This is a genomic window from Streptomyces sp. NBC_01635 (genome assembly GCF_045209715.1).
GTDB lineage: Bacteria > Actinomycetota > Actinomycetes > Streptomycetales > Streptomycetaceae > Streptomyces > Streptomyces hirsutus.
The window spans coordinates 8,951,738-8,973,157 of the sequence record NZ_CP109277.1 but is presented as its reverse complement, the minus strand read 5'-3'; the positions used below and the strand labels follow the sequence as shown (position 1 = coordinate 8,973,157).

Annotated in this window: 15 protein-coding genes and 2 pseudogenes; 11 read left to right on the top strand and 6 right to left on the bottom strand. The window is 67.9% G+C overall.

Features of this window, described 5'->3' with window-relative positions; all coding sequences use genetic code 11:
• The first annotated feature begins 154 nt into the window (after window positions 1-154).
• From OHB56_RS40915 to OHB56_RS40895, 5 genes and pseudogenes are all read left to right on the top strand, one after another.
• Window positions 155-1,341 (top strand): IS3 family transposase gene (locus OHB56_RS40915; RefSeq protein ID WP_406350890.1). Its coding sequence is split into 2 segments (ribosomal slippage): window positions 155-401 and window positions 401-1,341, totalling 1,188 coding nucleotides; the frame shifts between segments, so codons are not numbered across the junction.
• A gap of 42 nt (window positions 1,342-1,383) precedes the next feature.
• Window positions 1,384-1,720 (top strand): annotated as a pseudogene (locus OHB56_RS40910) (cytidine deaminase family protein); the annotation flags it as partial.
• 327 nt (window positions 1,721-2,047) lie between these two features.
• On the top strand, window positions 2,048-5,029 hold the full coding sequence (locus OHB56_RS40905) for a DUF4365 domain-containing protein (RefSeq protein WP_406358856.1): 2,982 nt from the start codon (window positions 2,048-2,050) through the stop codon (window positions 5,027-5,029).
• Window positions 5,026-6,221 (top strand): annotated as a pseudogene (locus OHB56_RS40900) (helicase associated domain-containing protein); the annotation flags it as partial. The gene OHB56_RS40905 and the pseudogene OHB56_RS40900, both read left to right, overlap by 4 nt.
• A gap of 50 nt (window positions 6,222-6,271) precedes the next feature.
• The gene (locus tag OHB56_RS40895) at window positions 6,272-7,144 is read left to right on the top strand and encodes a hypothetical protein (RefSeq protein WP_406350893.1); all 873 of its coding nucleotides are present in this window, start codon (window positions 6,272-6,274) and stop codon (window positions 7,142-7,144) included.
• A gap of 75 nt (window positions 7,145-7,219) precedes the next feature.
• Here OHB56_RS40895 and OHB56_RS40890 read toward each other — a convergent pair whose 3' ends face one another.
• The 6 genes from OHB56_RS40890 to OHB56_RS40865 all read right to left on the bottom strand — a co-directional run bounded on the left by OHB56_RS40890 (window position 7,220) and on the right by OHB56_RS40865 (window position 15,684).
• Window positions 7,220-8,392 carry a serine/threonine-protein kinase gene (locus OHB56_RS40890; RefSeq protein WP_406350895.1) on the bottom strand — a complete coding sequence of 391 codons (1,173 nt, stop codon included), beginning with the start codon at window positions 8,390-8,392 and terminating at the stop codon, window positions 7,220-7,222.
• Between the two features lie 34 nt (window positions 8,393-8,426).
• Window positions 8,427-8,642 (bottom strand): helix-turn-helix domain-containing protein, encoded by a 216-nt coding sequence (locus OHB56_RS40885; RefSeq protein WP_406350897.1) that lies wholly within the window; start codon window positions 8,640-8,642, stop codon window positions 8,427-8,429.
• 148 nt (window positions 8,643-8,790) lie between these two features.
• Window positions 8,791-10,290, bottom strand: a complete 1,500-nt coding sequence (locus OHB56_RS40880; protein ID WP_406359316.1) for a Helicase associated domain protein — start codon at window positions 10,288-10,290, stop codon at window positions 8,791-8,793.
• Window positions 10,291-10,418: 128 nt separating this feature from the next.
• The gene (locus OHB56_RS40875; RefSeq protein WP_406358854.1) at window positions 10,419-11,225 is read right to left on the bottom strand and encodes a DEAD/DEAH box helicase family protein; all 807 of its coding nucleotides are present in this window, start codon (window positions 11,223-11,225) and stop codon (window positions 10,419-10,421) included.
• Between the two features lie 269 nt (window positions 11,226-11,494).
• Window positions 11,495-14,509: an AAA family ATPase gene (locus OHB56_RS40870; RefSeq protein ID WP_406350901.1), complete on the bottom strand. Its 3,015-nt coding sequence runs from the start codon at window positions 14,507-14,509 to the stop codon at window positions 11,495-11,497.
• 2 nt (window positions 14,510-14,511) lie between these two features.
• Window positions 14,512-15,684: an exonuclease SbcCD subunit D gene (locus tag OHB56_RS40865; RefSeq protein WP_406350903.1), complete on the bottom strand. Its 1,173-nt coding sequence runs from the start codon at window positions 15,682-15,684 to the stop codon at window positions 14,512-14,514.
• Window positions 15,685-16,007: 323 nt separating this feature from the next.
• On the opposite strand from OHB56_RS40865, the gene OHB56_RS40860 reads away from it, so the two are divergent.
• The 6 genes from OHB56_RS40860 to OHB56_RS40835 all read left to right on the top strand — a co-directional run bounded on the left by OHB56_RS40860 (window position 16,008) and on the right by OHB56_RS40835 (window position 21,395).
• Window positions 16,008-16,280 (top strand): hypothetical protein, encoded by a 273-nt coding sequence (locus OHB56_RS40860; protein WP_406350904.1) that lies wholly within the window; start codon window positions 16,008-16,010, stop codon window positions 16,278-16,280.
• A gap of 240 nt (window positions 16,281-16,520) precedes the next feature.
• The gene (locus OHB56_RS40855) at window positions 16,521-16,976 is read left to right on the top strand and encodes a hypothetical protein (RefSeq protein WP_406350906.1); all 456 of its coding nucleotides are present in this window, start codon (window positions 16,521-16,523) and stop codon (window positions 16,974-16,976) included.
• A 43-nt stretch (window positions 16,977-17,019) separates the two neighbouring features.
• On the top strand, window positions 17,020-17,682 hold the full coding sequence (locus tag OHB56_RS40850; RefSeq protein WP_406350908.1) for a Crp/Fnr family transcriptional regulator: 663 nt from the start codon (window positions 17,020-17,022) through the stop codon (window positions 17,680-17,682).
• 128 nt (window positions 17,683-17,810) lie between these two features.
• Complete coding sequence (locus tag OHB56_RS40845) at window positions 17,811-18,620, top strand: hypothetical protein (RefSeq protein WP_406350910.1); 810 nt, start codon at window positions 17,811-17,813, stop codon at window positions 18,618-18,620.
• A 322-nt stretch (window positions 18,621-18,942) separates the two neighbouring features.
• Complete coding sequence (locus OHB56_RS40840; RefSeq protein ID WP_406350912.1) at window positions 18,943-20,907, top strand: hypothetical protein; 1,965 nt, start codon at window positions 18,943-18,945, stop codon at window positions 20,905-20,907.
• Entirely contained in the window at window positions 20,904-21,395 is a 492-nt protein-coding gene (locus tag OHB56_RS40835) for a hypothetical protein (protein WP_406358852.1), read from the top strand. The genes OHB56_RS40840 and OHB56_RS40835 overlap by 4 nt, the downstream gene beginning before the upstream one ends.
• The last annotated feature ends 25 nt before the right edge of the window (window positions 21,396-21,420 follow it).

Here is a 21,420-nt window from a genome sequence, read left to right as displayed (position 1 = left end):
GCTGCTTGTGGCTGGCCGCTACCGGTTCCCCGGAGCGCGCAAGGATCCGCGCGCCGCTCGGGGAACGGCTGGCGGACAGGAGGCTTGAAGTTGCCCCGGTTTGATGGACAACCTTTTGCTTTGGGACACTGGGTCCCGCAAGGAGGAGTTCATCGTGCCAAGGACGCGTCCGGCCTACCCGCCGGAGTTCCGTCGCCAGATAGTCGAGCTGGTCCGGGCCGGCCGGTCGCCGGAGGAGCTGGCGAAGGAGTTCGAGCCGTCCGCCCAGACCATCCGGACCTGGGCCAACCAGGACCGGATGGACACCGGGGAACGCCCCGGCTTGACCAGCGACGAGAAGGAGGAACTCGCCCAGCTGCGCCGCGAGGTGAAGCAGTTGCGCGAGGAGAAGGAGATCCTCCGCAAGGCCACGGTTTTCTTCGTCCGGGAGACCAGCCGGTGATCTGCTACCGGCTGATTGACGAGAACACGGCACACCACGACGTCTCCCTGATGGCCCGGCTGCTGGGTGTGTCACGGCAGGGCTACTACGCCTGGAGGGACCGCGTCCCCTCCCGCCGCCGGCGGGAGGACGCCGAGCTCACGGAGAAGATCCGCGGGCACCACGAGCGGTCCCACGGAACCTACGGAGCCCCGCGCATCCATGCGGACCTGCGCGAGATCGACGGCCTGTCCGTCGGGCGCAAGCGCGTCGCCCGCCTGATGCGCAAGGCCGGGCTGACCGGCGTGCACCGCCGCACCGGCCGGGCCTCGCTCACCCGCCAGGACCGGCAGGCCACGGCCGCCCCCGACCTGATCGGCCGCGACTTCACCGCGAGCGCGCCGAACCTGCGCTGGAGTGCGGACATCGCCTACGTCCCCACCGATCAAGGCTGGCTCTACCTCGCCGTCGTCCTAGACCTGTTCTCCCGCCGTATCGTCGGCTGGGCGATGGCCGACCACATGAGAACCGAGCTGGTCACCGACGCCCTCGCCATGGCGGTCACGGCCCGCAGACCCTGCCCCGGTCTCGTGCATCACAGCGACAAGGGCTCCCAGTACACCAGCCTGACGTTCGGTCAGCGATGCGATGAGGCGGGGATCCGGCCTTCTACCGGCCGCACCGGCTCGTGTTACGACAATGCCGTCACCGAGAGCTTCTTCGCCTCCTTGGAGACCGAACTCATCGACCGGACCGCCTTCCCCACCCGGCACCACGCCGAGCAGGCCCTCTTCGCCTACATCGAAGGCTTCTATAACCCCCGGCGCCGCCATTCGGCGAACGGCCAGCTCAGCCCAGCCGAGTACGAACGTCGTCACGCCGCGAAGACACCACATAGAGCGCTCTACGCAGCCGCATAGATCACAAGCCCATCGGTGTCTGTCAGACCGGGGTAACTCCAAGACAACCACACCATGGCAGCTGCAGCCCGCGCCAGCGACGGCCGGATCATCCACTGCGGTGAACGCCTACCACTTCACGGGAGGCCCCTGCGCCGAGCTGGTCCTCATCGGCGCGGCAGCCGCCCAGGGCGCCTATGAGCTGGACACGATCGTCGCCGTGGGCGACCGCGACCGAGGGGTTGTTCCCCCGTGCGGCCGGTGCCGTCAGGCCCTTCTCGACTACTTCCCCGCCCTCAAGGTCATCGTCGGCGAAGTAGACCGCATCCGAACCGTCCTTATCACCGACTTGCTGCCCGAAAGCTACGTCTGGGCGGACCACCAGCTCGAGGCCGAGTAAACCGCGCCACTCAGCATGGGCTGACACCGCCAGCCGACAACGGGGCGAACGTTGTCTGATGCGGCACTAGTCACCGGAGAAACCGCGCGCTCCGCCACAAAATCGGCATCCACGTGGCAAACACAACCACCACCCACAGCGACGCGTACGGCACTCGCTCGCAGGCCATCCCCGCAGGCGACAACCAGAACAAACGCCCCTCACCCCTGCCCCTCACCCAGATAATCTCCGTGCCTGAGGCCGAGGACCTCCAGAAGGGCCTGCGCTTGCCACTCCGCAAGAGCGTGCATCGCAACGGGAGGACGTCGTTGCCGATGCACGGCAGGAATGTCAGAAGGGGGCTGTGAAATGGGTATGCGCGGCAGCGAGCAGGAACAGACCGGCGGAGCTGGGGTCTCCCGGGTCATAGCCGACTTCACAGATCTTGGCTGGGGTCCTTCAGAGAACACCCGCCATGACCTCGGTATCGATCTGTTCCTGCAGGTACGCGACGAACGGCGATTCGACCGCATTATCCTGATGGCGGCTCAGGTCAAGTCAGGACCTTCGTATTTCGGCGCACCGACCATCGACGATCAGGGCACCTGCACTGGATGGTGGTACGCGGAAAGCGACGCCAGGCACTTCGAGGACTGGGTCCAGCACGCCCTGCCTCACCTGCTCGTGATGCACGACGACGCCACTCGCACCTCGTACTGGGCGCATGTGACGAAAGAAGCGGTTCAGAGCACGGGGGACGGTTTCAAGATCCACGTGCCGATCCACCAGAAGGTAGAGCCAAGTAATCGGGACACGCTGCTGAAGGTCGCCGCCTCAGCAAAACAGCAGCCCGTGCTCCAAGGCACCTCATTCGCGGCAGGAGCCAGGGCAGTCGCTCCCGGACGGGCGCTGCGCCACGCCTTGCTGACCCCCCGTCTCATCGCTCCCCACCGCAACACCGACTATGAACGCACCCTCGCCCCCGAAGAAGCCATCGCCCTGGTCACCCAGGGGCGTGTCCAGGACCTGGAGTGGTACAGCAAGAAGGGCTCCAATCCTCAGCTTGCCGGGGCCGACAGTCGCTCCCGTCTGTGGGAATGGCGGTTCTTCTCCGCCTACTACAGCGCTGCAGTGGATGTGGACATCCAGCCGCTCCTCGACCTCGCCACAGCCACCTGCCCCGCACCACTGGCCACCGGCAAGCGTCCGAAGAAACGGAAAACAGAACAGGCGCACCGGATCGCGGCCAGCGTCGTGACCGGTGCGGTCTTCCTCACCGCCGCCGAGCGGCTGGCAGAAGCAGAAGCCCTCCTGGAAGCGGCGGGCGAGGACCTCCTCCCCATTGACCAAGCCTGGGCATTCATACATCGAGCCATCGTGATGAGTGAGCGGGGAGACCTCGGCACATCCCGTCGCCTGGCCGCGGCAGCACAGCGGACCGTCGCACTGGACCTCGATGACGTCACCGCAGCTGCCATCGGTGCGTCGGCTGCCGACTTCCTCTTCCGCACCTCAGGACGGGAAGCAAAGAACCTGGGTGCCACCATGACAGCCGTCGATACTGCGGCCTCCTGGTGGCGCTCTCAAACCGTCGCCTGGGCTCTCGAAGAGCATGAGGAAAAGGCATTCCGCGCCTGGGGAGCGTGCGAAGACCTCGGCACCTGGCCATCGAACGAAGCGCAGGACCGTCTGCTCAGCGCGTGGCTGAGCGCCTCTCTGGCGGGAACGCGGGGCCCCGCAGCCGCCGCCCTCGCCCAGCATGCCCGGCATGAAGTCATCCAGCACGAAGCGGCATGGCGCAGTGATGCAGCGGCGGAACTCAGCGTGCAGGACAGCCAGCCTCGCCAGATTCCAGCCGGCACTCACGCCCGCGGCCTGGAGGACACACTCGACGAACTGAGACGCTTCGGCTGTACCAAGACACTGGAGACCGCTGTTCAACGTCTGTGGGCGGCAGGGCCTGCCAGCCCGGTACAAGCCGCGATACAGCGGTCGGTGACGGCACCATGGACTCACACCAATGCGCCTGCGAAACTGGCCCTTCTGCGGCACGCCGGAGACCTTCTCCCGCCTGAACTCGCCGATCAAGCCGGACGTCACTGCCTGACCCTGCTCGAAGACCCCACATCCTTCGCGCAACGCATGTGGCCGTTCTTTTCCATCAATCACTACGCGCACAGAGCCCTCTGGCGAGTGTTGTCCGCAGCCACCGACGCCGTCCACGCGGAAACAGCAGACGTGTTCCTGCGCATTCTGCCCGACCGGCCGGGCGAACCTGCGGAGACCGACCTGATAAAACTCGCTGCACACTTGAGGCCTTCTGCCGTCGCAGCCTCTTCCAGCCAGCTGCTCGCCGCCGCAACAGGTCACAGCAGCCCGAGCATGTCTGCCGCACTCCTGGGCGTACTGATCGCCTGCGGCGACTCTGCGGCCGAAGCCGAGTTGCTGCGCCGCACCGAAGCCGGCGACATCGACGCCATCGGCGAAGTGCGTTCACTGGCGGACCTCGCCCCCCTCACCGGCCGGCACGTGATCGACCTGGCCGCATCTCACTGCCAGCAGCAACTCGAGGAAGCTCACCGAAACAGCTGGGGACTCGGCGGCTGGGACTGGGCCCGCCTCCTGACACTGTGCAGTTTCTATTTCCCCGAGCATGCCCGCTGGGACCCCGTCATCGACACGGTGCTCGACCCTCAGGTCGCCCAAGAGCACAAGGCAGGGGCCGTCCGCGCCCTCACCACCCGCGCGGACCAACTCCCCGCCGCGGCTGCCGCTCGTTTGCGGGCTGCCTTCGAGACGGGACTACCCACGATCAGGGGCGTACCGGGCTTGATCGACGAAGCCGGGGACCTCACCGAGGCAGCCTTCACCCTCGGCCTCGCCCTCGGTGCAGTCGACAGCACCACGGCGCTCCACCGCATCCTCACCTGGCTGCGCGGCTCCGCTTCGCAACGCCAATCAGCCTCCCGCCTCGTGACCGCTCTCAGCCACCACACGGACGACCCCGTCATCCAGGGAACGCTGGTCGCTCTCACCGGCGATCCGCAGTACCAAGTCCGCGCCGCAGCAGCCTTCTCCCTCACCCGCGGACTCCAGGAGAACGCCACGCTGGCCGTCGAAGCAGCCATCACCACGGCAGCACACGAACCAGGGTGCCGCGTGCCACTCGCTATCGCCCACGCCCTCGACCACACATCAGCCCTAGAAACCCATCGCACTCTGCGAAATGAGCTCCGACAACACATGTCCGCTCTCGTGCGCTCAGCAGCCACCCCCACATCCAGCCCGCCATCCACAACAAACACACCACACCCTGCCACCACCCCTTGATAAAAGGCCTGCGCTCGCATGATGAACAACTCGTGGAGCAGTTCGCCTCGCGTGCCCTCACCAGCGGGCAGCGCAAGGTGCATGTCCGACGCGATGAGGACGAGCAGATCGTCGGGGTCGGCGGCGAGGGTGAGGGCGAGGACCAGGAGCAGGACGGCACCGACGCCGCTGCCGAGTCCGCCCTGCTCCATTCCTCCTCTCCCCGGGACGCGGCGACGATCGCCGCGTTCCTGCGCACGCGGGTCTACCGGCCGGAGTCCCTGGTGTGGCTCGAGGGCTACCAGGCCCTCATCCGCTGGCGAGCCGAGAACGAGATCACCGGCCTGCACGCCGTCCCCTACGACACCGAGGTCGAAGCGGGCGTGACGAAGGACTTTCCCCTTGGTCGATGGGTGCACCAGCAGCGCAAAGCGCTGCGGGCGGGGAACTGGAGCCACGGCGCAAGGAACTGCTCGACTCGCCCGAGGCCGGGATGGTCTGGGAGCCCGGCGAAGAGGCGTGGGAGACCAAACTCGCCACGCTCCGCTCCTACCGACGGGCCACCAGACACCTCGCATCCCGCCAGGACGCAGTCTGGGGCGAGGGCGAGGCGATGGTGCCCATCGGGCAACATCTGGCGAACCTGCGGCGCAAGGGCGGTCTCGGGAAGGACCCGGAGCGGGCCGCCGTACGCGCCAAGCAGCTGGCCGCGATCGACCCGGACTGGAACTGCCCCTGGCCACTCGACTGGCAACACCACTACCGCGTCCTCGCCGACCTCGCCGCCGACAAACCCCACGGCCACCTGCCCGACATCCAGCCCGGCGTGACGTTCGACCGTGACGACCTCGGACGGTGGCTCCAGCGGCAGGCCAATTCGTGGGCGGAGCTTTCGGAGGAGCAGCAAGAGCGGCTGTCGGCGCTGGGTGTGAAGCCCACCGAGCGCTCCGTCACGGCCCCGGCGGCGAAGAGGGTCGGGAAGGCGTCCGCGGCCTTCCAGCGCGGCGTTCAAGCCCTCGCACAGTGGGTCGAACGGGAAGGCGCCCATCGGCCCGTACCACGCGGGCACAGCGAAGAGATCGTAGTCGACGGCGAAACGGAACCGGTGACCGTGAAGTTGGGCGTATGGGTCTCCAACACCAAGCAGCGCCAGGCCAAGCTCACCGCGGAGCAATTGGACGCGTTGCGGGAACTGGGCATGCAGTGGACGTAGAAGCAAGCGAGCCGGGCGTGGTTGTCAGCGGCGGACTTTACAGTCGCCCTGTGACGCATACATGGCGACGGCTGACTGACCGTCTGGCGGGAAAAACGGAGCCGGAACCTCTGTGGGCAGACGGCGTGCCGGACCACCTTGACGTGCCCATCCGCGAATGGCTGTACGAGGTGCTGCGCACGTACGACATGGCTACCCCCGTGGCGGTGCGGTTGAAGCTGCCGTCGAGGATCCTCAAGGGTCGTGACCCGTACGCCGAACTGGCGGTTCTCGACGACCGGATGAACCCGATGCTGCGGTTGGAGGTCATCGACGCAACGCTGAGCTGCCTTCAGCAAGCGCTGCAGGGGGCGGACTGGCAGGACCGTCAAACCGTTGCCTCTTACGCTCTCCAGTTGGACGGCATCCTGCGCGAGGGCGACTCTGCTTTCACTGTTTCCGAAGACTGCAGCAGGCTTGAACGCCGGATGGACGAGACGGTCCATGCAACCTTCGACAAAGCCGTGGAGGCTGGAGTCTCGAAGGCGCAAACGGCGGCTGATCATCTTCGTGCGGCGTTCAGTGAGGCGTACGGGATCAAACCCGACCCGAGCGCCGCCTACTCCCGTGCCATCAAGGCTGTCGAGGCCGTCGCCAACCCGCTCTTCCTTCCCAACGAGGCCGAGCCCACCCTGGGCAAAGTGCGCTCTCATCTGGACCAGGGACGACACAAGTACGAGATGGCCATCGCCGACAGGAAAGGGGCGCCCGCCGGCATCGACGCGGTCGTTGCAATGATCAGCCTGCTATGGCACGGACAGCGAGACCGTCACGAGGGAGGACCCACCAGCGCACCCGTGCCCCAGGAGGCCGCAGAAACGGCCGTACACACGGCCGCGGTCCTGGTCCATTGGATCTCAAGCGGCAGCATCCGAAAGAAGTAGGCGTGTGACGCCTTGCCCGGCCGGTCGCCCCCTACCCGATGTGCAGAGAGACCCCGGCAGTCACGGCCCGGGCTCTCATACTGTCCGCGGCGGTAGGAAGTGTTCGCGGACCAAGGTCAGATGGTCGATCCAGTTGTCCAGTTCCTCTTCGTCGCGGGTGGTCACCCGGCAGGAACGGGAGGTGCCGTCGGCGAGGTGGACAGTCACCGTCAGTCCAAGGCCGCGGCCGGATTCCACGTGGACGATGTCCCGGACCGCGTACCAGGGGAAGTCGGTCGGGTGGCCGTTGATGCCGAGGGAGATGCCGTCGGCGTCGGCCACGATGGCGTTCTTGCGGTCCATGGCCAGGAACTGTGGGCTCTCCTCAGCCGAATCCACAGTGGGCGGCAAACTTGGCGGCCCGGGTGGGTGCGGAGGCAGGGGAGGGAGTACCGGGGAGGGCGCGACCAGCGTGGGCTCATATTCCACAGGTGGTTTCTGGGGAACGAGCAGGTCCAGCAGCTGCTCTGCGGTAGGGCGCTGCTGTGGATCTTTGGTCATGCAGGTGGCCACAGTGTCGCGCAATGCAGACGGCAAGGTGGTGAGGTCTGGTTGGTGATGGACGGAGCGGTACATCAGGCTCGCCGGGGTGCCGTCTCCGAAGGGGCTGCCGCCGGCTGCCGCCACGAGAACGGCGCCCAGGGCGAAGATGTCTGCGGCCGGCGATACCGGGAGTCCTTCGGCCTGTTCCGGCGCCAGGAAACCTGGTGTGCCGACGGCGATACCTGTCATCGTCAGGCGTGCGCCCTCGATGGCGCGTGCGATGCCGAAGTCGACCACGCGGGGGCCGTCATCGGCCATGATGATGTTGCCTGGCTTGAGGTCTCGGTGGACCAGGCCGCACCCGTGGATGGCCTGCAGGGCCTCGGCCAGCGCCAGGCCCAGCTGCCGCAGTCCTGCTTCCGGCATCGGTCCCTGAGAGGCGAGGAGCTGGGCAAGGCTGGGGCCGGGAATGTATGCGGTGGCCAGCCAGGGTGTCGGCGCGTCGGGGTCGGCGTCGACGACCGGTGCCGTGTGGAAGCCTCCCACCGCGCGGGCGGCGGTGATCTCTGCCCGGAACCGCTCCCGAAAGCCGGCGTCTCGGGCCAGTTCGGGTTTGGCCACCTTCACCGCTACAGGGCGCCCGCCTCGCGAGCGGGCGAGATAGACCGTGCCCATCCCGCCTTCACCAAGCACCCGCTCTATCGCATACGAGCCGATTCGCTCCAACGCCCCTCCCCCGCAAGTACTGCCGCGCGCCACCCTAAAGCAGTCCTCCCCACGCTCGCTGCCAGGCCCGGCGCCACCGCTGAACCGAGCGCACGCTCGCCCGTAAGTCCTTGGCGCCCTCCGCGTTGGAGGCGCCGGCGCCGAACCGTTCGGCGGCCTCTATCCGGAGCTGCTCGCGAAACGTCTGCCGTTCAGGCGTCAGCCCACCACCTGCGGATACCTCATACAAACGGCATACCGCGACGATCACACGTCGTAAGCCCTCAACGACAACACGCCAACAAGCTCAGCAACCACCACTCCGGCCCCTGACTGCATGCTGCAAGCCCGCCTGCGCTCTGTCGAAGGACTCAACCAGCTCAGCCACGAGTCATGGTGAAACGACTATTGATCCACTTCTATGCAAGGACGGCCGGGGTGGCATCGTCCGTGGCCCAGTCTCCGTCGAAGAGGGCGGCGACCAGTCGGGCGTACTCGTCGGGGAGTTGGCCTGTGCGGTGCTTGGTGCGGGTTTTAGCGAGCCAGGCGCCGATCTTGACGGTGTCGCCGTCGACCCGGATGGTCTCGCGCGCGGCGGGGGCACGCCCTTCGCGGTGGAGGAAGAGTTCCAAGAGCTGGACGGTCTGCTCGAAGGTCCGGCGGGCGCGGCGGGCGGGGGCGAGCGGGTTGCTGTCCAGGGTGAGGCCGAGGGCGGTCATCAGCTGCTGCTGGCCGGGGTGGAGGGTGGGCCAGGTGGTGAGCTGACGGTGCAGCCAGGAGCCGATCTTCACCCCGGCGAGCATGGTGTCGCGGGTGAGCGCGGCCGGGTTGGCGCCGTCGGCGAGGTGGGTGCGCAGCAGGTGGTATTTACGGTGCCAGTCCGCGCCATGGGGCAGACGCCAGTCCGGATCGAGGGCGGCAAGGGTCTCGGCACGGGCCGCATCAAGGGTGTTCTTGGCTGCGAGGTGGCGTTGTTCGGCGAGCCACGCGCCGATGGGGGTGGTGGAGGGGACGGCGAGGTGACCGTGGGCGCGCAGGTAGTCGGCGGCCTCGGTCAGACGGGCGCGCCAGGCGGCATCGTGCTTGTCCCAGATCATGCCGAGGGCGTCGAGTTCGGCGATCCAGTCCGCTTCCAGGCGGCCGGCTTTGGCTGCGTCACGCATGGTGGTGATGAAGGTGCCCAGCGTGTAGCCGGTGGGGTCGGTGTAGTCGGCGGGGACGTCGAGGTGGCCGTGTTCGTCGCGGTAGGCCTGGGCGGCAGCCAGGCCGAGGCGGCGGGAGCGGGAGACGGTCTGGTCGCGGGGGTCGAAGGAGGCCAGGTCCATGGCTCGGGCGATGCGTTCGGGGTGGACGGTGAAGTCGAAGTGCCAGCGGCGTTCGATGACGTCGCTGGTCTCCTTGGGCAGGCGGTTGGCCTTGTCGGGCAGGCGTTCGAGGATGCGGTGGTCGTGGCTGGCCAGTGCGGTGGCGATGGCCCAGACGGGTTCGTAGGCGGTGCCGAGGATGTTCTCGCCGTCGGCGCCGGGCGGGACGTAGACGGGGACGATCAGTGAGGCGGTCTTGCCGCTCACGTCGAGGCGCAGGGCGCGGCCGAGGGCTTGGACGCAGCGGATGACGCTGCGGGTGGGGTCGGCGAAGACGACGGCGTCGACGCTGGGGATGTCGACGCCTTCGGCGATCAGGCGGGAGTTGGCCAGGATCGCGCAGTCGGCGGCGGCGAAGTCGGCGAAGGTGTCGGCGCGTTGGGCGGTGGTGTGCTCGCCGTGGGCGAAGAACAGCTCGGGGGTGATGTCCGGGCACAGGCCGGGGTCGGTCTTGGCGAGCTGGCGCAGGGTGTGGGGCAGTTCGCGGGTGAAGCGGCGGGCGTCGGAGACAAGGTTGAAGTAGACCAGGACCTTCTTCAGGTTGTGTTCGGTCATGGTGCGCAGGACGGCCAGGTGCAGGGCGGTGGTGCGCAGCGCGCTGTCCCCCTCCTCGTCGTTGCCATCGTTGGAGTGGGGGGTTCCAGGGGCGGGGAGGTTCAGGCGGCGGCGCAGGTCGGCATCGGTCAGGGTGGGCACCACGATGCGGTAGTCCGCCGCTCGGCCGTCCTCCACCGCTTGGGCGAGCGGGTACTCGAAGACCTTCTTCCCGTACACCTGCTCGTTGTCCATGGAGTTGGTAAGCACGTCCGCTTCGGGGGCGTGGTGGGAGCGGCGGCGTGGGCGGGCCGTGTCGGCGGAGTCGGCCAATTCGGGGGCTGCGAAGATGCGGGGGTGGCGGTCATGTAGAGGCGGCGGTCGGCCAGGATGCGCTTGGCGTCGTTGACGGCTGCCCACTTTTTGTCGGCCCGGCCGGCAATCCGGTGTGCCTCGTCCATCACCGCCAGGTCGAACGGCGGCACCGTGTACCCCGTGCTCTGGGTTTCCTCGATCTTGTTAAGGGAGTCGTAGGTGCAGATCACCGTCAGCGCCGGGATCTGGTCTGTCTCCTCCCCCACCACCGACATCAGCGCAGCCAGTCCGCGTGGGTCGCTGGTCGAGCCGATCCGTGCGGCCCTTAGGTCTTCTCGGGCCGAGCTGTCCAGGGAGGAGACGATCACCATGTGCTCGCTGTGTCCGTCGCTGCGCCAGGCCAGAGCGGTCTGTGCCGCCAGGTCGAGGGTGGGCACGACGAACAGCACCAGCCGGGCATCGAGTTGGTCCGCCACGCGGATGGACACCAGTGTCTTGCCGGTTCCCGTCGCCGATACATACAGCCCCCGGCTCCTTGGGCGCCGCAGATGGCGCACCAGCCGCTCGACCGCTTCTGCCTGGTCGGGGAAGAGCGTGCGCGTCGCGGGGTCCTGGGGCGTGGGGCGGGTGGCTTCCAGCATGCAGTGCTACCTCGACACGGTTGGCGCAAGCAGGGCGGGCCCGCGTTCCGGGACCGCTGGGGACATCCTGGCGCACTGGCATGGGGCGAAGACGGTCGGGCTGTTGCGGCCATGGCGCGAGATCGAGGGTGCCCGTTGCGCGGCGGGTTCTGCCGCATGGTGGCCGAGCGCGTGACAGCAGTCCAGTGCAGGGCACTGTGCTGTGGGCCGACCGGTGCTGTCGGCCCGGTTCGAGGTGGCGGCAGTGCCGTTCAGGGAGGGGCTGGATGTCATTCGGCTGCTTCGGTGACGTGGACGAGGGTGGAGCCGACGGGGCTTTTGCGGACGTGGAGGCGCTGGGTGATGCGGCGGCGCATCTCGGCGACGTGGCTGATGACACCCACGGTGCGGTCGTGGTCGCGCAGGGAATCGAGGACGTCGAGGACCTGGTGGAGGGTGTCGTCGTCGAGGGTGCCGAAGCCTTCGTCGATGAAGAGGGTGTCGAGTGCTTGCCCGCCGGCTTCGGCGGTGACGATGTCCGCGAGGCCCAGGGCCAGGGACAGGGAGACGTAGAAGGATTCTCCGCCGGAGAGGGTGTCGGTGTGGCGCTGGTGTCCGCTCCAGGCGTCCAGGACTTTTAGGCCTAGGCCGGATTTGGCGCCGCGGGCGGCTCGTTCGTCGGAGTGGACGAGCGTGAAGCGGTGGTTCGACATGTGGGTCAGGCGGGTGTTGGCTGCGTCGACGACGCCTTCGAGGCGGGCGGCCAGGACGTAGGACTCCAGTTGCATGCGGAGCTGGTTGCTGAGTGAGCCACCGCTGATCAGGCCGTGGAGGTGGTCGACGGTGCTGTAGGCGGCCTCCAGCGGCTCGAGGCTCTTGGTAAAAGCGTCGAGTTGGGTGCCGAGAGCGGCGAGGGCGGTGAGGCGGGTGGTGGCTTGGGTTTCGACGCTCGTGGCTTGGGAGTGGGCGGTGGTGGCTTTCTCCAGTTCCGCCACAGCGTGCTCCAGGCCTGCGGGAGGCTGGGCGGCGGCGTTCTTGAGGTCGGGCTGATCCAGGTGGGCGGCCAGGACAAGGCGCTGTTCGCGCCAGTTGGTGAGTTCTTCGCTGATGCGGGCTAGGTCGTCGTCGGGCAGCAGGGCGCTGGTGGCCTCGGCCGGTGACGCGAAGCCGACGGCCTGGGCTGCCTGTTCTGCGCGCTGGGTGGCGGTGCGCAGGTCCGTGGTGGTGCGGGCTGCGGCGGCGGTGCACTTGGCTGCGCTCTCGAGCTGCTCGGCGAGCTGGGTGAGGTGGGTGATGCGGTCGGCGAGCGTGGTGTGCTGATCCAGGGCGGCGGCCAGGCGCCGGCTGAGGGTCTCGCGCTGGGTGTGCAGGCTGTCGTAGGTGGCGTCGATGGCGCCCAGGCGCTGCTGTGCGGTGTTGCGGGTGTGTTCGTGGTCGGTCTGCTGCTGTTGCAGACGGGTGAGTTCTTCTTCGGCTGGACCTGCGTCCGCGGCTTTGGCCAAGGTCTGGTGAATGCGGTCGGTCAGCTCGGTGCGCTGGGCCGTGAGGTCGGCCAGAGGGGTGTCGCCGCCGGCCCGGCCGCGTGCCTCAGCGGCCTCCTGCTGGAGGCTGCCCAGCCTCTGGCTGGCCTCTTTCTCCTTTTGCTCCGCTGCGGTGTGGGCGGCTTCGGCGGCCTGTTCGTCGGCGGCCGTGGGCTGGCCCGACTGGGGTGTGGCGGGTGCCGGGTGGGTGGCGGAGCCGCAGACGGGACAGCTTTCACCGTCCTTGAGGCGGCCGGCGAGTTCGGCGACGATGCCGTCGGTACGGCGCCGGCGGATGGCGATGTAGGCCGTGGCAGCCTCGTTGAGGACGCCGGTGGTCCTGGTCAGGACTTCGTCGGCGGCGGCGGCCTGGACGAGCAGGTCGTCGCGGCGGGTGGCAGCCTCGCACTGGGTCGTCACCGCGCTGAGGGTGGCTTCGAGTTCCCTGCTGGCTTCCTGGGCGGTGCGCGATGCCTGCAGCCGTGCGGTCAGCGTCTCGCGCAGCTGGGGCAGGCCGTCCAGCCAGTCCTGGGCGTCGGTGACGGTGGCGGCCAGCTCGTCGCGTTCTTTTGAGAGTGCGGCAAGTTCGTCGGTGTGCTTCTGCAGTGCGGCTTCGTCCGGGAGCAGGGCCTGGGCGGCGCCGATGTTGCCGCGTACCTCTTGCACGGCCTCGGCGAGACCATTGGCGTCCTGGGCGGCGTGTTCAATCGGCAGGAGGGCGCGGGCGTTGGTGTCGGCGGCCAGGGCGAGGCTGTGGTCGCGGTCGGCGGTGTGTGCGTCGTCGAGGACGGTCTCAAGTTGCCTCGCCGTGCGGGCTCGGCTGTGTCGGTCGCTGAGCTGTGTGTAGTAGTCGGTGCGTTCGTCGAGCCGGGTCAGTTCCTGCGTCGTTGTGTGATGGGTCTGCTGGAGGCGGTGCAGGTCACGGGTTCGCTGCTCGGTGGTGCGGCAGTCATCCAGCAGATGGCGGGCGCTTTCGGTGCCGGCGGTGGCCGCCTGCTGGAGCGTGGCGGCCTGCTGGTGCAGGGCGGTGGCCCACAGGCGTGCCTGGTCGGTGAGGGTGGCCGGGTCGTCGGGGCGTGGGGCGCCGATGGCGGGGCCGAGTTCGTCGCCAGCGGCCTGCTGGATGCGTTCGGCCAGGCGCATGACGTCGGCGCGGGCCTCGTCGCGGCGTTTGGCGGTCGTGTTCTTGCGTTCGGCGAGGAACTCCTCGATGCGGCCGAAGCGGCGGGTGCCGAACAGGGTGCCCAGCAGGACGCGGCGTTCGGAGGCGTCCGCTCGCAGAAACTTGGTGAAGTCGTTCTGCGGGAGCAGGACGACCTGGCAGAACTGCTGCCGGTTGAGGCCCAGGAGGGCTTCGATCTCTTTGCCGGCCTCTTTGCGGGCGCTGCTGATGCCCTCCCACTGGCCCTGCCCGTGCTGGTCTTCGGTCCACTGCTTGAGGTCGGTTTCAGCTTTGTGGTCGACGAACTCGCCCGGGCGGCGTGAGCGGGGCTTTCGCTGTGCGGGCACGCGGCGGATCTGCAGGCGTTTGCCGGCGATGGTTGCTTCCAGGGTTACTTCGGTGAGCAGGTCGGCGGGTGCGTGGTCGCTGCGCAGCCGTGCGTTGCGTTCGCGGGGCGGATAGCCGTAGAGGGCGAAGCAGATCGCGGCGAACAGGGTGCTTTTGCCCGCTCCGGTGTCGCCGTGCAGGAGGAACAGGCCGTCGGCGGTCAGGGCGTCGAAGTCGATGCTGTGCCGGTCGGCGAAGGGACCGAAGGCCTGCAGGTGCAGGGAGTGCAGGCGCATGGTCAGACGGTTTCCTTCTGCTGGGCGTGCAGGTTCATGTGGTCGACGGCCTCCCGTAGCAGGGCCTGCTCGTCGTCGGTGGGGGCGGTGCCGCGGACGGTGGTGATGAAGTCGTGGGTGATGTCGAGGTCGCTGCGGCCGCGGACCCGGTCGCGGTAGGTGGGGGTGTCGGTCGCCTGGGCGGGGATGGTGGCGGGTTCGTGCTTCATGTCGAGGGTGCGGGCGAAGCGCTGGCGAAGGCGGCTCATCGCCTCGTACGGCCGGGCGGGGTCGGTGAGGGTGACGTGCAGCCACGCGTCGGCCAGCGGCGCGTGGGCGGGGTCTGCGAGCAGGTCCTCCAGACGCCCGATGAGCCGGGCCAGCGGCAGGTGCAGGCCGGCCGGGATGTCCTGATGGGTGACGGTGGGCGTGCCGTCGGCGGCCAGGTCGACCAGGGCCAGGGACTTGGTGTGGCCGGTTTCGGAGAAGGAGTAGGCCAGCGGGGATCCGCTGTAGTGGATGCGGTCGCTGACGGCCTGGGGTCGGTGGAGGTGGCCGAGTGCGGTGTAGTGGATGCCGTCGAACACGGCGGCGCCGGCATGGGCGACGCCGCCGACGCTGATGTCGCGTTCGCTGTCGCTGCTGTCGGCGCCGGTGATGAACGCGTGGGCCAGGACGACGGCGCGGGTGCCGTCGGGGCGGGTGGCGAGGTCGGTGCGGATGGCGTCCAGGGCCGCGGTGAGGACGGCCTGGTGGGAGGGGGTTTCCACCTGCAGCTGTTCGCTGACCAGGGTGGGGTGCAGGTAGGGCACGCCGTAGACGGCGACGGGTCCGTGGGCATCGGATAGCAGGACGGGGCGGAAGGCCTCGGCGGGGTCGGTCCGCAGGTGCACGCCGGCCTTGGCGTACAGGCCTGAGCCGATGCCGAGGCGGTGGGCGGAGTCGTGGTTCCCGCTGATCATGATCGTGGGAATGTTGAGGTCGGCGAGTTCGTGCAGGGCCCAGTTGAACAGGCGCGCCGCGTCCAGGCTCGGGATGGCGCGGTCGTAGATGTCGCCCGCGATGAGCAGGGCGTCAACTTGTTCGGTGCGGGCGGTGGCGCAAATGTGCTCCAGGATCTTTCGCTGACGGTCAGTCAAGTCTTCCCCGTGGAACCGGCGGCCCAGATGCCAGTCCGAGGTGTGCAGAAACCTCATGACGCCAGACCGTAACGGGTGAGGTGACAGCAGCGGATGGTTTTTCAGTTAAAAGCCCTACTTCAGGTGCAGGAAGTGACAGGCCAGGATGACAGTGCTGTCAGTGTATGAAAGGGGTCGCTGCGCACAGGAGTTCGGCTCACTCGGTCTCCGGCGACGGCCAGGTTGAAAGAGCCCCTGCCAGGCGATCTTGAACTTCTTCGGCCCACAGCTTCGTCATCCCCCTGTCGTCGACCGATGGTCCGAAACCGTGTGGTGGGGCTACCTCATGGTTTTCCTGCTGGTGACAGCGCATGTAATAGCGGTAGGTATCTGGGGGTGGAGTGACTGGTTGCTGGATCGAGTCCGAACAGCGCGTCTCCTTGTACGGCACCGTCGGCGGCGTCGTCTCGGCCATCGGCGGCCTGTGCTCTATCACGGTCTACCTGTCCAGCAATGGCGACCGGATCCGGGCCGCGCGCTCGCGCGGCCAGAGCAAATTACGCCACAGCTGGGAAGCCCTCCTCGTCGCCGCCGCTCTCATCTGCATGGGCTGTCTCGCAGTCCGTGGCCTCGTCGACAAGACCGACTGGCACCGATGCAACCGAAACGGATGACAGCACGGGGCACTGCCCGACGAACGCGGCTTGCGCCTTGGGGTGTGTCAGACAAGCCAGATCGGTGTGCTCAGCGAAGTCCGTTGGCATGTCTGACCTTGGTGACAGGCGTTGCACTGTCTGAGCCCTCTACTGGGCAGCGGTGGTTGCTCGTAACGAGCACGGTGAACCTGGAACTGTGCCGTTCAAGGAGGGAGCGCGGTTGTGGGGTGCGGAGCGGGATCCAGCTGCCGTGTGGACATGCGTTCGCTTCGAGAGCGTGCTGCTCAGGCGTTCATCGAGGTACAGCGGGCGGACACGAAGGCGACGGCGCTGTGCGGTGTGGCCGGTGGTTTGCTGGCGCTGTCGGTGGCAGTACTCGGGCAGACAGGCGGTGTCTCGCGGGCGGTCGGATGTGTGCTGGTCTCCGTTTGCCTTGTGCTTGCTGCCTCTGTCGGTGTGGCGCTGCTGGCATTGCGTCCCGTAATGCCGGCAGCGGGTTTGCAAGCAGAGCTGGCTGATGGGTGCGAGGGCTGCGCGCCGGGCGGGGCGCAGGCCGGTACGGAGGCGCAACGGCCGTGGGAGGAACGCCGGCTGCGGGTGCTGTCCCGGCTGGCTGACAGGAAGCTGCGGTTGATCCGTTTGGCCGGTGATCTGGTCATTGTGGCACTACTGTTGGCCGGAATGGGGCTGTTGAGTGGTTACGCATTCAATTGAGAAGATCCCCCGTATGTGACAGGCCGCGCGCCACATGGGGGGGATGGTGTATCAGCCGCATATCGAAGTGATGGGCGAGGCTTTGTGGGAGGGTCTGCGGGCGCTCGCCCCCCTGCGCGTGCGACCGGCACGCAGTGTGCTGTTGCGTCAGGGGGACGCTGCAACGCATGTGATCCTGCTGGATTCCGGATCCGTTCTGGTCACGCTGGCCGGGGCAAACGGGGAGCGCGCTCTTCTTGCTATACGGGGCGCTGGCGAGCTACTCGGGGAGCTGGCCGTCCTCGACGACAAGCCACGCTCGGCGACGGTCATCACCGCCGAGAAATGCCGCGTGCACATCGTCCCCGCCCCGGACTTCCTCGAGTTCGTGAACGCGCACGGCCTGCTGACTTCGTTGCTGCGCCATGCCATCACCCGGGTAAGAGAGTCGGAAGCGGTTCGTTTCGAGCTGGCGACCGCCTCCGTGCCGGTGCGTTTGGCCTCGGCTCTTTCTCGTCTGGTCGAGGCGGCTTCCTCCCCTGCTGTGGAGCGCGTCATCCGCCTGACGCAGGAGGAGCTGTCCCAGATGATCGGCGCGTCACGGAACGCTGTGGGAATGGCGCTCAAACCGTGGCGGGAGCAAGGTTGGGTGCGCACCGCGTCCAGCGGTGGGCTTCTCGTCTGCAACATCCGTGCCATTCAGTCACACGCGCGTATGCAGACGTGATCTGGGGCACGCCGGGCGTGCCCACTGGTGGGCATCGCCGGCACCGCCATCCGGCCAGCATGGGGCGCTCATCCGACCGCCCGTGCTGAAAGGCGTCCCTGATGCCGTCATTGCCGTCCTCGAAGAGCTTGGACATTCCTGCCGAGTACGCCCTGCTGGCCTTCGACATGGAAAAGTACAGCCGGATCCCAGAAGCAAAGATGGAGAGCGCGCGTTCCGAGGTTGACGACCTCTTGACGAACGTGCTCGCCGACTGCGCTCTTCCCGACCCTCAAGCCCTCCCCGAAACCTACAAGGACGCCGGCGACGGGGCCATCCTTCTGTTTCCGCCCTCGGTCCTCGCCAGGATCATCGACCCGTTCCTCGGCCGGCTCAGCGCGGCATTGCTGCGTCATGAGCAGCACCGGCTGGCCAGCAGTCCCGTCGTGCGGCTGCGTGTGAGCGTGCATGCCGGTCCTGTGCCCTCGTCCAGGCTGAGGGGCGGCAACGCGCTCATCGACGCCAACCGGCTACTCAACAGCCAGGCGGTACGCCAGGCGTTGAAGGCGGCGAAGGCCACCGACACGCTCGTCGCTGGTGTCCTGTCGGAGACCGCCTACCGGCGGTGTGTCCACGGGGGCTACACCCCTCAGCTGACACCGGTCCACTTCCTGCAGGCGACCGCGCGCGTCAGCGACAAGCCCGACTTCGAGGCCCCCTGCCACATCCATGTACCCGGCATGACGGGCGCGGCCGTCGCGCCATATCTCACTGATGAGCCGGATCCTGGCTCATCGGTCGCTGGTGTGCTGCCGGAATCCTCACCTCCCGGCGCTGGTCCGTCTTCCGCCGCTGCTGCCCCGGACAGCGGCGGCGCTATCCAGTTCCTCGCTCCGGTGTATGGGGCCACGGTGGGCGCTCACATCGGGCAGGTGCACAACACGTATCCGCTGCGCTGACACCGCTCGATTCCCGGCATAGCCCCCTTCACTCTCCTGGAGGTCCCTCATGTCCGAAGCTCCGCTCGATCCCTCCCGCCCGCCCCACCCCGCTGACGGCGGTGAGACGCCCGCGGCCGCTCACAGTGCGTCCCATGGCTGGAGGTCCCCTTGGCGCCGGGCCAAGGACGCCCCGGAGGGCAGCACCGGCGATGCCGGTGCGCCCGCCGGCCCACCAGATGCACCTCCCGCAAGCCGGGGGGACGGGCCCGTCCTGCTCACCGCAGACGGCCCGATCCACCTGCACAGCCGTGCCGATGTCGTCGCGCAACACATCGACGAGGTGATCCTGGAAACCCGCAAACAGGACGTCCTGGACGGTGAGATCCAGGATCGCACCGCGCTGCTGCAGCAGCCGTTCGTCCGCAGCAACCACTGGACCGAGGTATGGGGTCAGGTCCTCGCCCCCGCCACCGGCCGCCTTCGCCAGCCCGTGCTCATCGTCGTGGCACCGCGGTCGTCCGGCTCCACCACCTTCGCCCTGCGCCTGCTGGCGGAGCACACCGCCGGCCGCACACACCTGATGAAACTGGATGCGGACTGGCCAACCCCCAGCAAGGGGCGCCTGCCTCTGGAGAAGGACCACGCCTACCAGCTCGACTTGAAGCATCCCGTGCACGACGCCCTGTCGGCCGACTTCCTCGGCGCGCTGTCCAAACATGCCGAGAACCTCAACGCCGCCCGCTCCCATCTGGTCCTGACCGTGGCGGAGGGTCTGTGGACCGATCATCACCTGGGCGAGCGGGACGGCATCCAGGTGGTGCGGCTACGCCAGGCCCCTGACGCCCAGCAGCTGATCGAGGCACGCCTCGACGCCAGCGGCTACAGCCGTCTGGTCACCGTACTGCGGTCCTCCCCTACCGCCCAGGCCAGCGTGCGTGGGCTGAGTGCCGTGGCTGCGGCTCGCGCCGCACGTACCGTGGTAGAGGCATGGCAGGAACACAACCATCACGAGCAGCAGCCCGGACCGCCGGATGACGACGGCCTCGAGCCTTTGACACTGGCACAGCGCATCGAGGCAGCGCTGACCGACTGGCGCGAGGAACTCGACACCCGGTTCGGGGAGACCACCGTCCGGCACAGCAGTGACAACCCCTCCCTCACTCTGGAGGACCGCTGCCTGCTGCTGGCCCTCGCCGTATGGCAGTCCGCCCCTATGCCCCAGGTCACGCGCAGCGCGAGCAGGCTGCAGGCGTTCATCGAGGACTCCCCCGCCGGCACCGCGGCGCTCTCCCCGGCGCACAGCGTGTTCGCCAGCCGGGGACTGCGCCGCCGGATCAAGGACGTCGGAGCCGACGTCGACACGCGAGATGTCGTCGTCTTCGACAGGCCCACCTACGGCCGGGCCGTGCTGGAGTATGTCTGGGACAACTACGACGTCATGCGCGAGCCATTGATCAATTGGCTGGTCAGCACAGCAGTCGAAGCCTCACCAGAGGACCGAGCGGTGAACATGCTGACCGACCTGACAGTGCGGCACGGGACGGTGGAGCATCTCGACCGCCTCGGCAAGATCGCTGGCGGTGTCCGCCCGGACGTGCTGGGCACCGTCATGGACAGCGCGGTGCGCAACGAGCACATCGGCCGCCTGGCCTGGAGCATGTTGTACCGGTGGGCAGCCCAGCAAAACTACGCCCTCGTCGTGATCGCGGTGTGCCGGCGCATCCTCGCCGAGCCCGATGTCACCACCTCGGCAGCCAAGATGGCGATGGTACGGCTGCGCCGCGTCGCGCAGTCAAGCAGCGACAAGGACATCCGCAGGCACATGCTGGCCTCCTTCGAGGAGCTGTCCCGGCACCCCGCCGTCACTGCCCGACTGGTCGCCGAAGTCAGCAACTGGCAGCAGAACAAGGTCTCCGCCCACAGTGGCAGCCTCGCCTTCCTCGCCCTGATGACCGCCAGCGACGACAAAAAGCCCTGGCTGATCGCCACGCCCCCGCCGGATATCGACATCGTCCGTGCCGTGCACGACCTCCTCGGCAACCCGGACACCGCCAAGGAGCTCATCCCGCGCCTGACCGCATGGATCCGCAGCTGCGCCGATGATCCCGACGCCTACGCGCACCTGCGGGAGCAGCTCCTGCCGGCCCTGCGGGGACACAACATGTTCCAGGCCGGCATGTCCCTCATGCAGGAACTGCGGGGCATCTCCACCACCCACGGCACCAACGTGGCGGACGACTTCTACCAGCACCTCGTCGATCCCCGGCTGCGCACCGTCTTCCCCATCCCGGGAGACGCCGCATGAGGTGGCCGTGGCAGTACGCTGCGCGCACCAACACCTGCAGCCAGCCCCGCCTGCTGCCCAGCGCCACCGCCGGCATCAGTTTCGAAGCCGTCTACACCATCCGCTGGCGCCCGCACCGACGCAGCCCCTCCACCGTGGAAGAAACTGTCCGCGCCCATGTCCACAGCGCAGCGTTACGCACAGCCGCCCACCTGGAGGCTGCCGACCTTGCCGCCGCCCAGGACGCCGTCAACGCCGCCCTCCCCAACCGGCACCGCAACCCGCACTACCGGCTGATCGACGCCCGGGCAACCCTGTGTCTGCCCGCCGCAGCACAGGACATACTCCTCCAACGGCAGGCGGACGAACACCGCATCCGCCGGCTGCGCTTCCTCAAAACCCACCTCTACGACCACCCCGACCTCGTCGTCCTGGACCGGCTTGAACGCCACTCCCCCAGGAGCTCGGCGACGACTACGTCGCCGAACTCCAGCGTCTGGCCCGCCTGATCACGTCCTGCGACCGGTGGTGGAC

Coding starts and splice junctions, on each gene's coding strand:
- OHB56_RS40905 (WP_406358856.1), top strand. CDS start 2,048: ATGTCAGAAGGGGGCTGTGAAATGGGTATGCGCGGCAGCGAGCAGGAA.
- OHB56_RS40880 (WP_406359316.1), bottom strand. CDS start 10,290: ATGACCGAACACAACCTGAAGAAGGTCCTGGTCTACTTCAACCTTGTC.
- OHB56_RS40875 (WP_406358854.1), bottom strand. CDS start 11,225: ATGCTGGAAGCCACCCGCCCCACGCCCCAGGACCCCGCGACGCGCACG.
- OHB56_RS40870 (WP_406350901.1), bottom strand. CDS start 14,509: ATGCGCCTGCACTCCCTGCACCTGCAGGCCTTCGGTCCCTTCGCCGAC.
- OHB56_RS40865 (WP_406350903.1), bottom strand. CDS start 15,684: ATGAGGTTTCTGCACACCTCGGACTGGCATCTGGGCCGCCGGTTCCAC.
- OHB56_RS40855 (WP_406350906.1), top strand. CDS start 16,521: ATGCGTTCGCTTCGAGAGCGTGCTGCTCAGGCGTTCATCGAGGTACAG.
- OHB56_RS40850 (WP_406350908.1), top strand. CDS start 17,020: ATGGTGTATCAGCCGCATATCGAAGTGATGGGCGAGGCTTTGTGGGAG.
- OHB56_RS40835 (WP_406358852.1), top strand. CDS start 20,904: ATGAGGTGGCCGTGGCAGTACGCTGCGCGCACCAACACCTGCAGCCAG.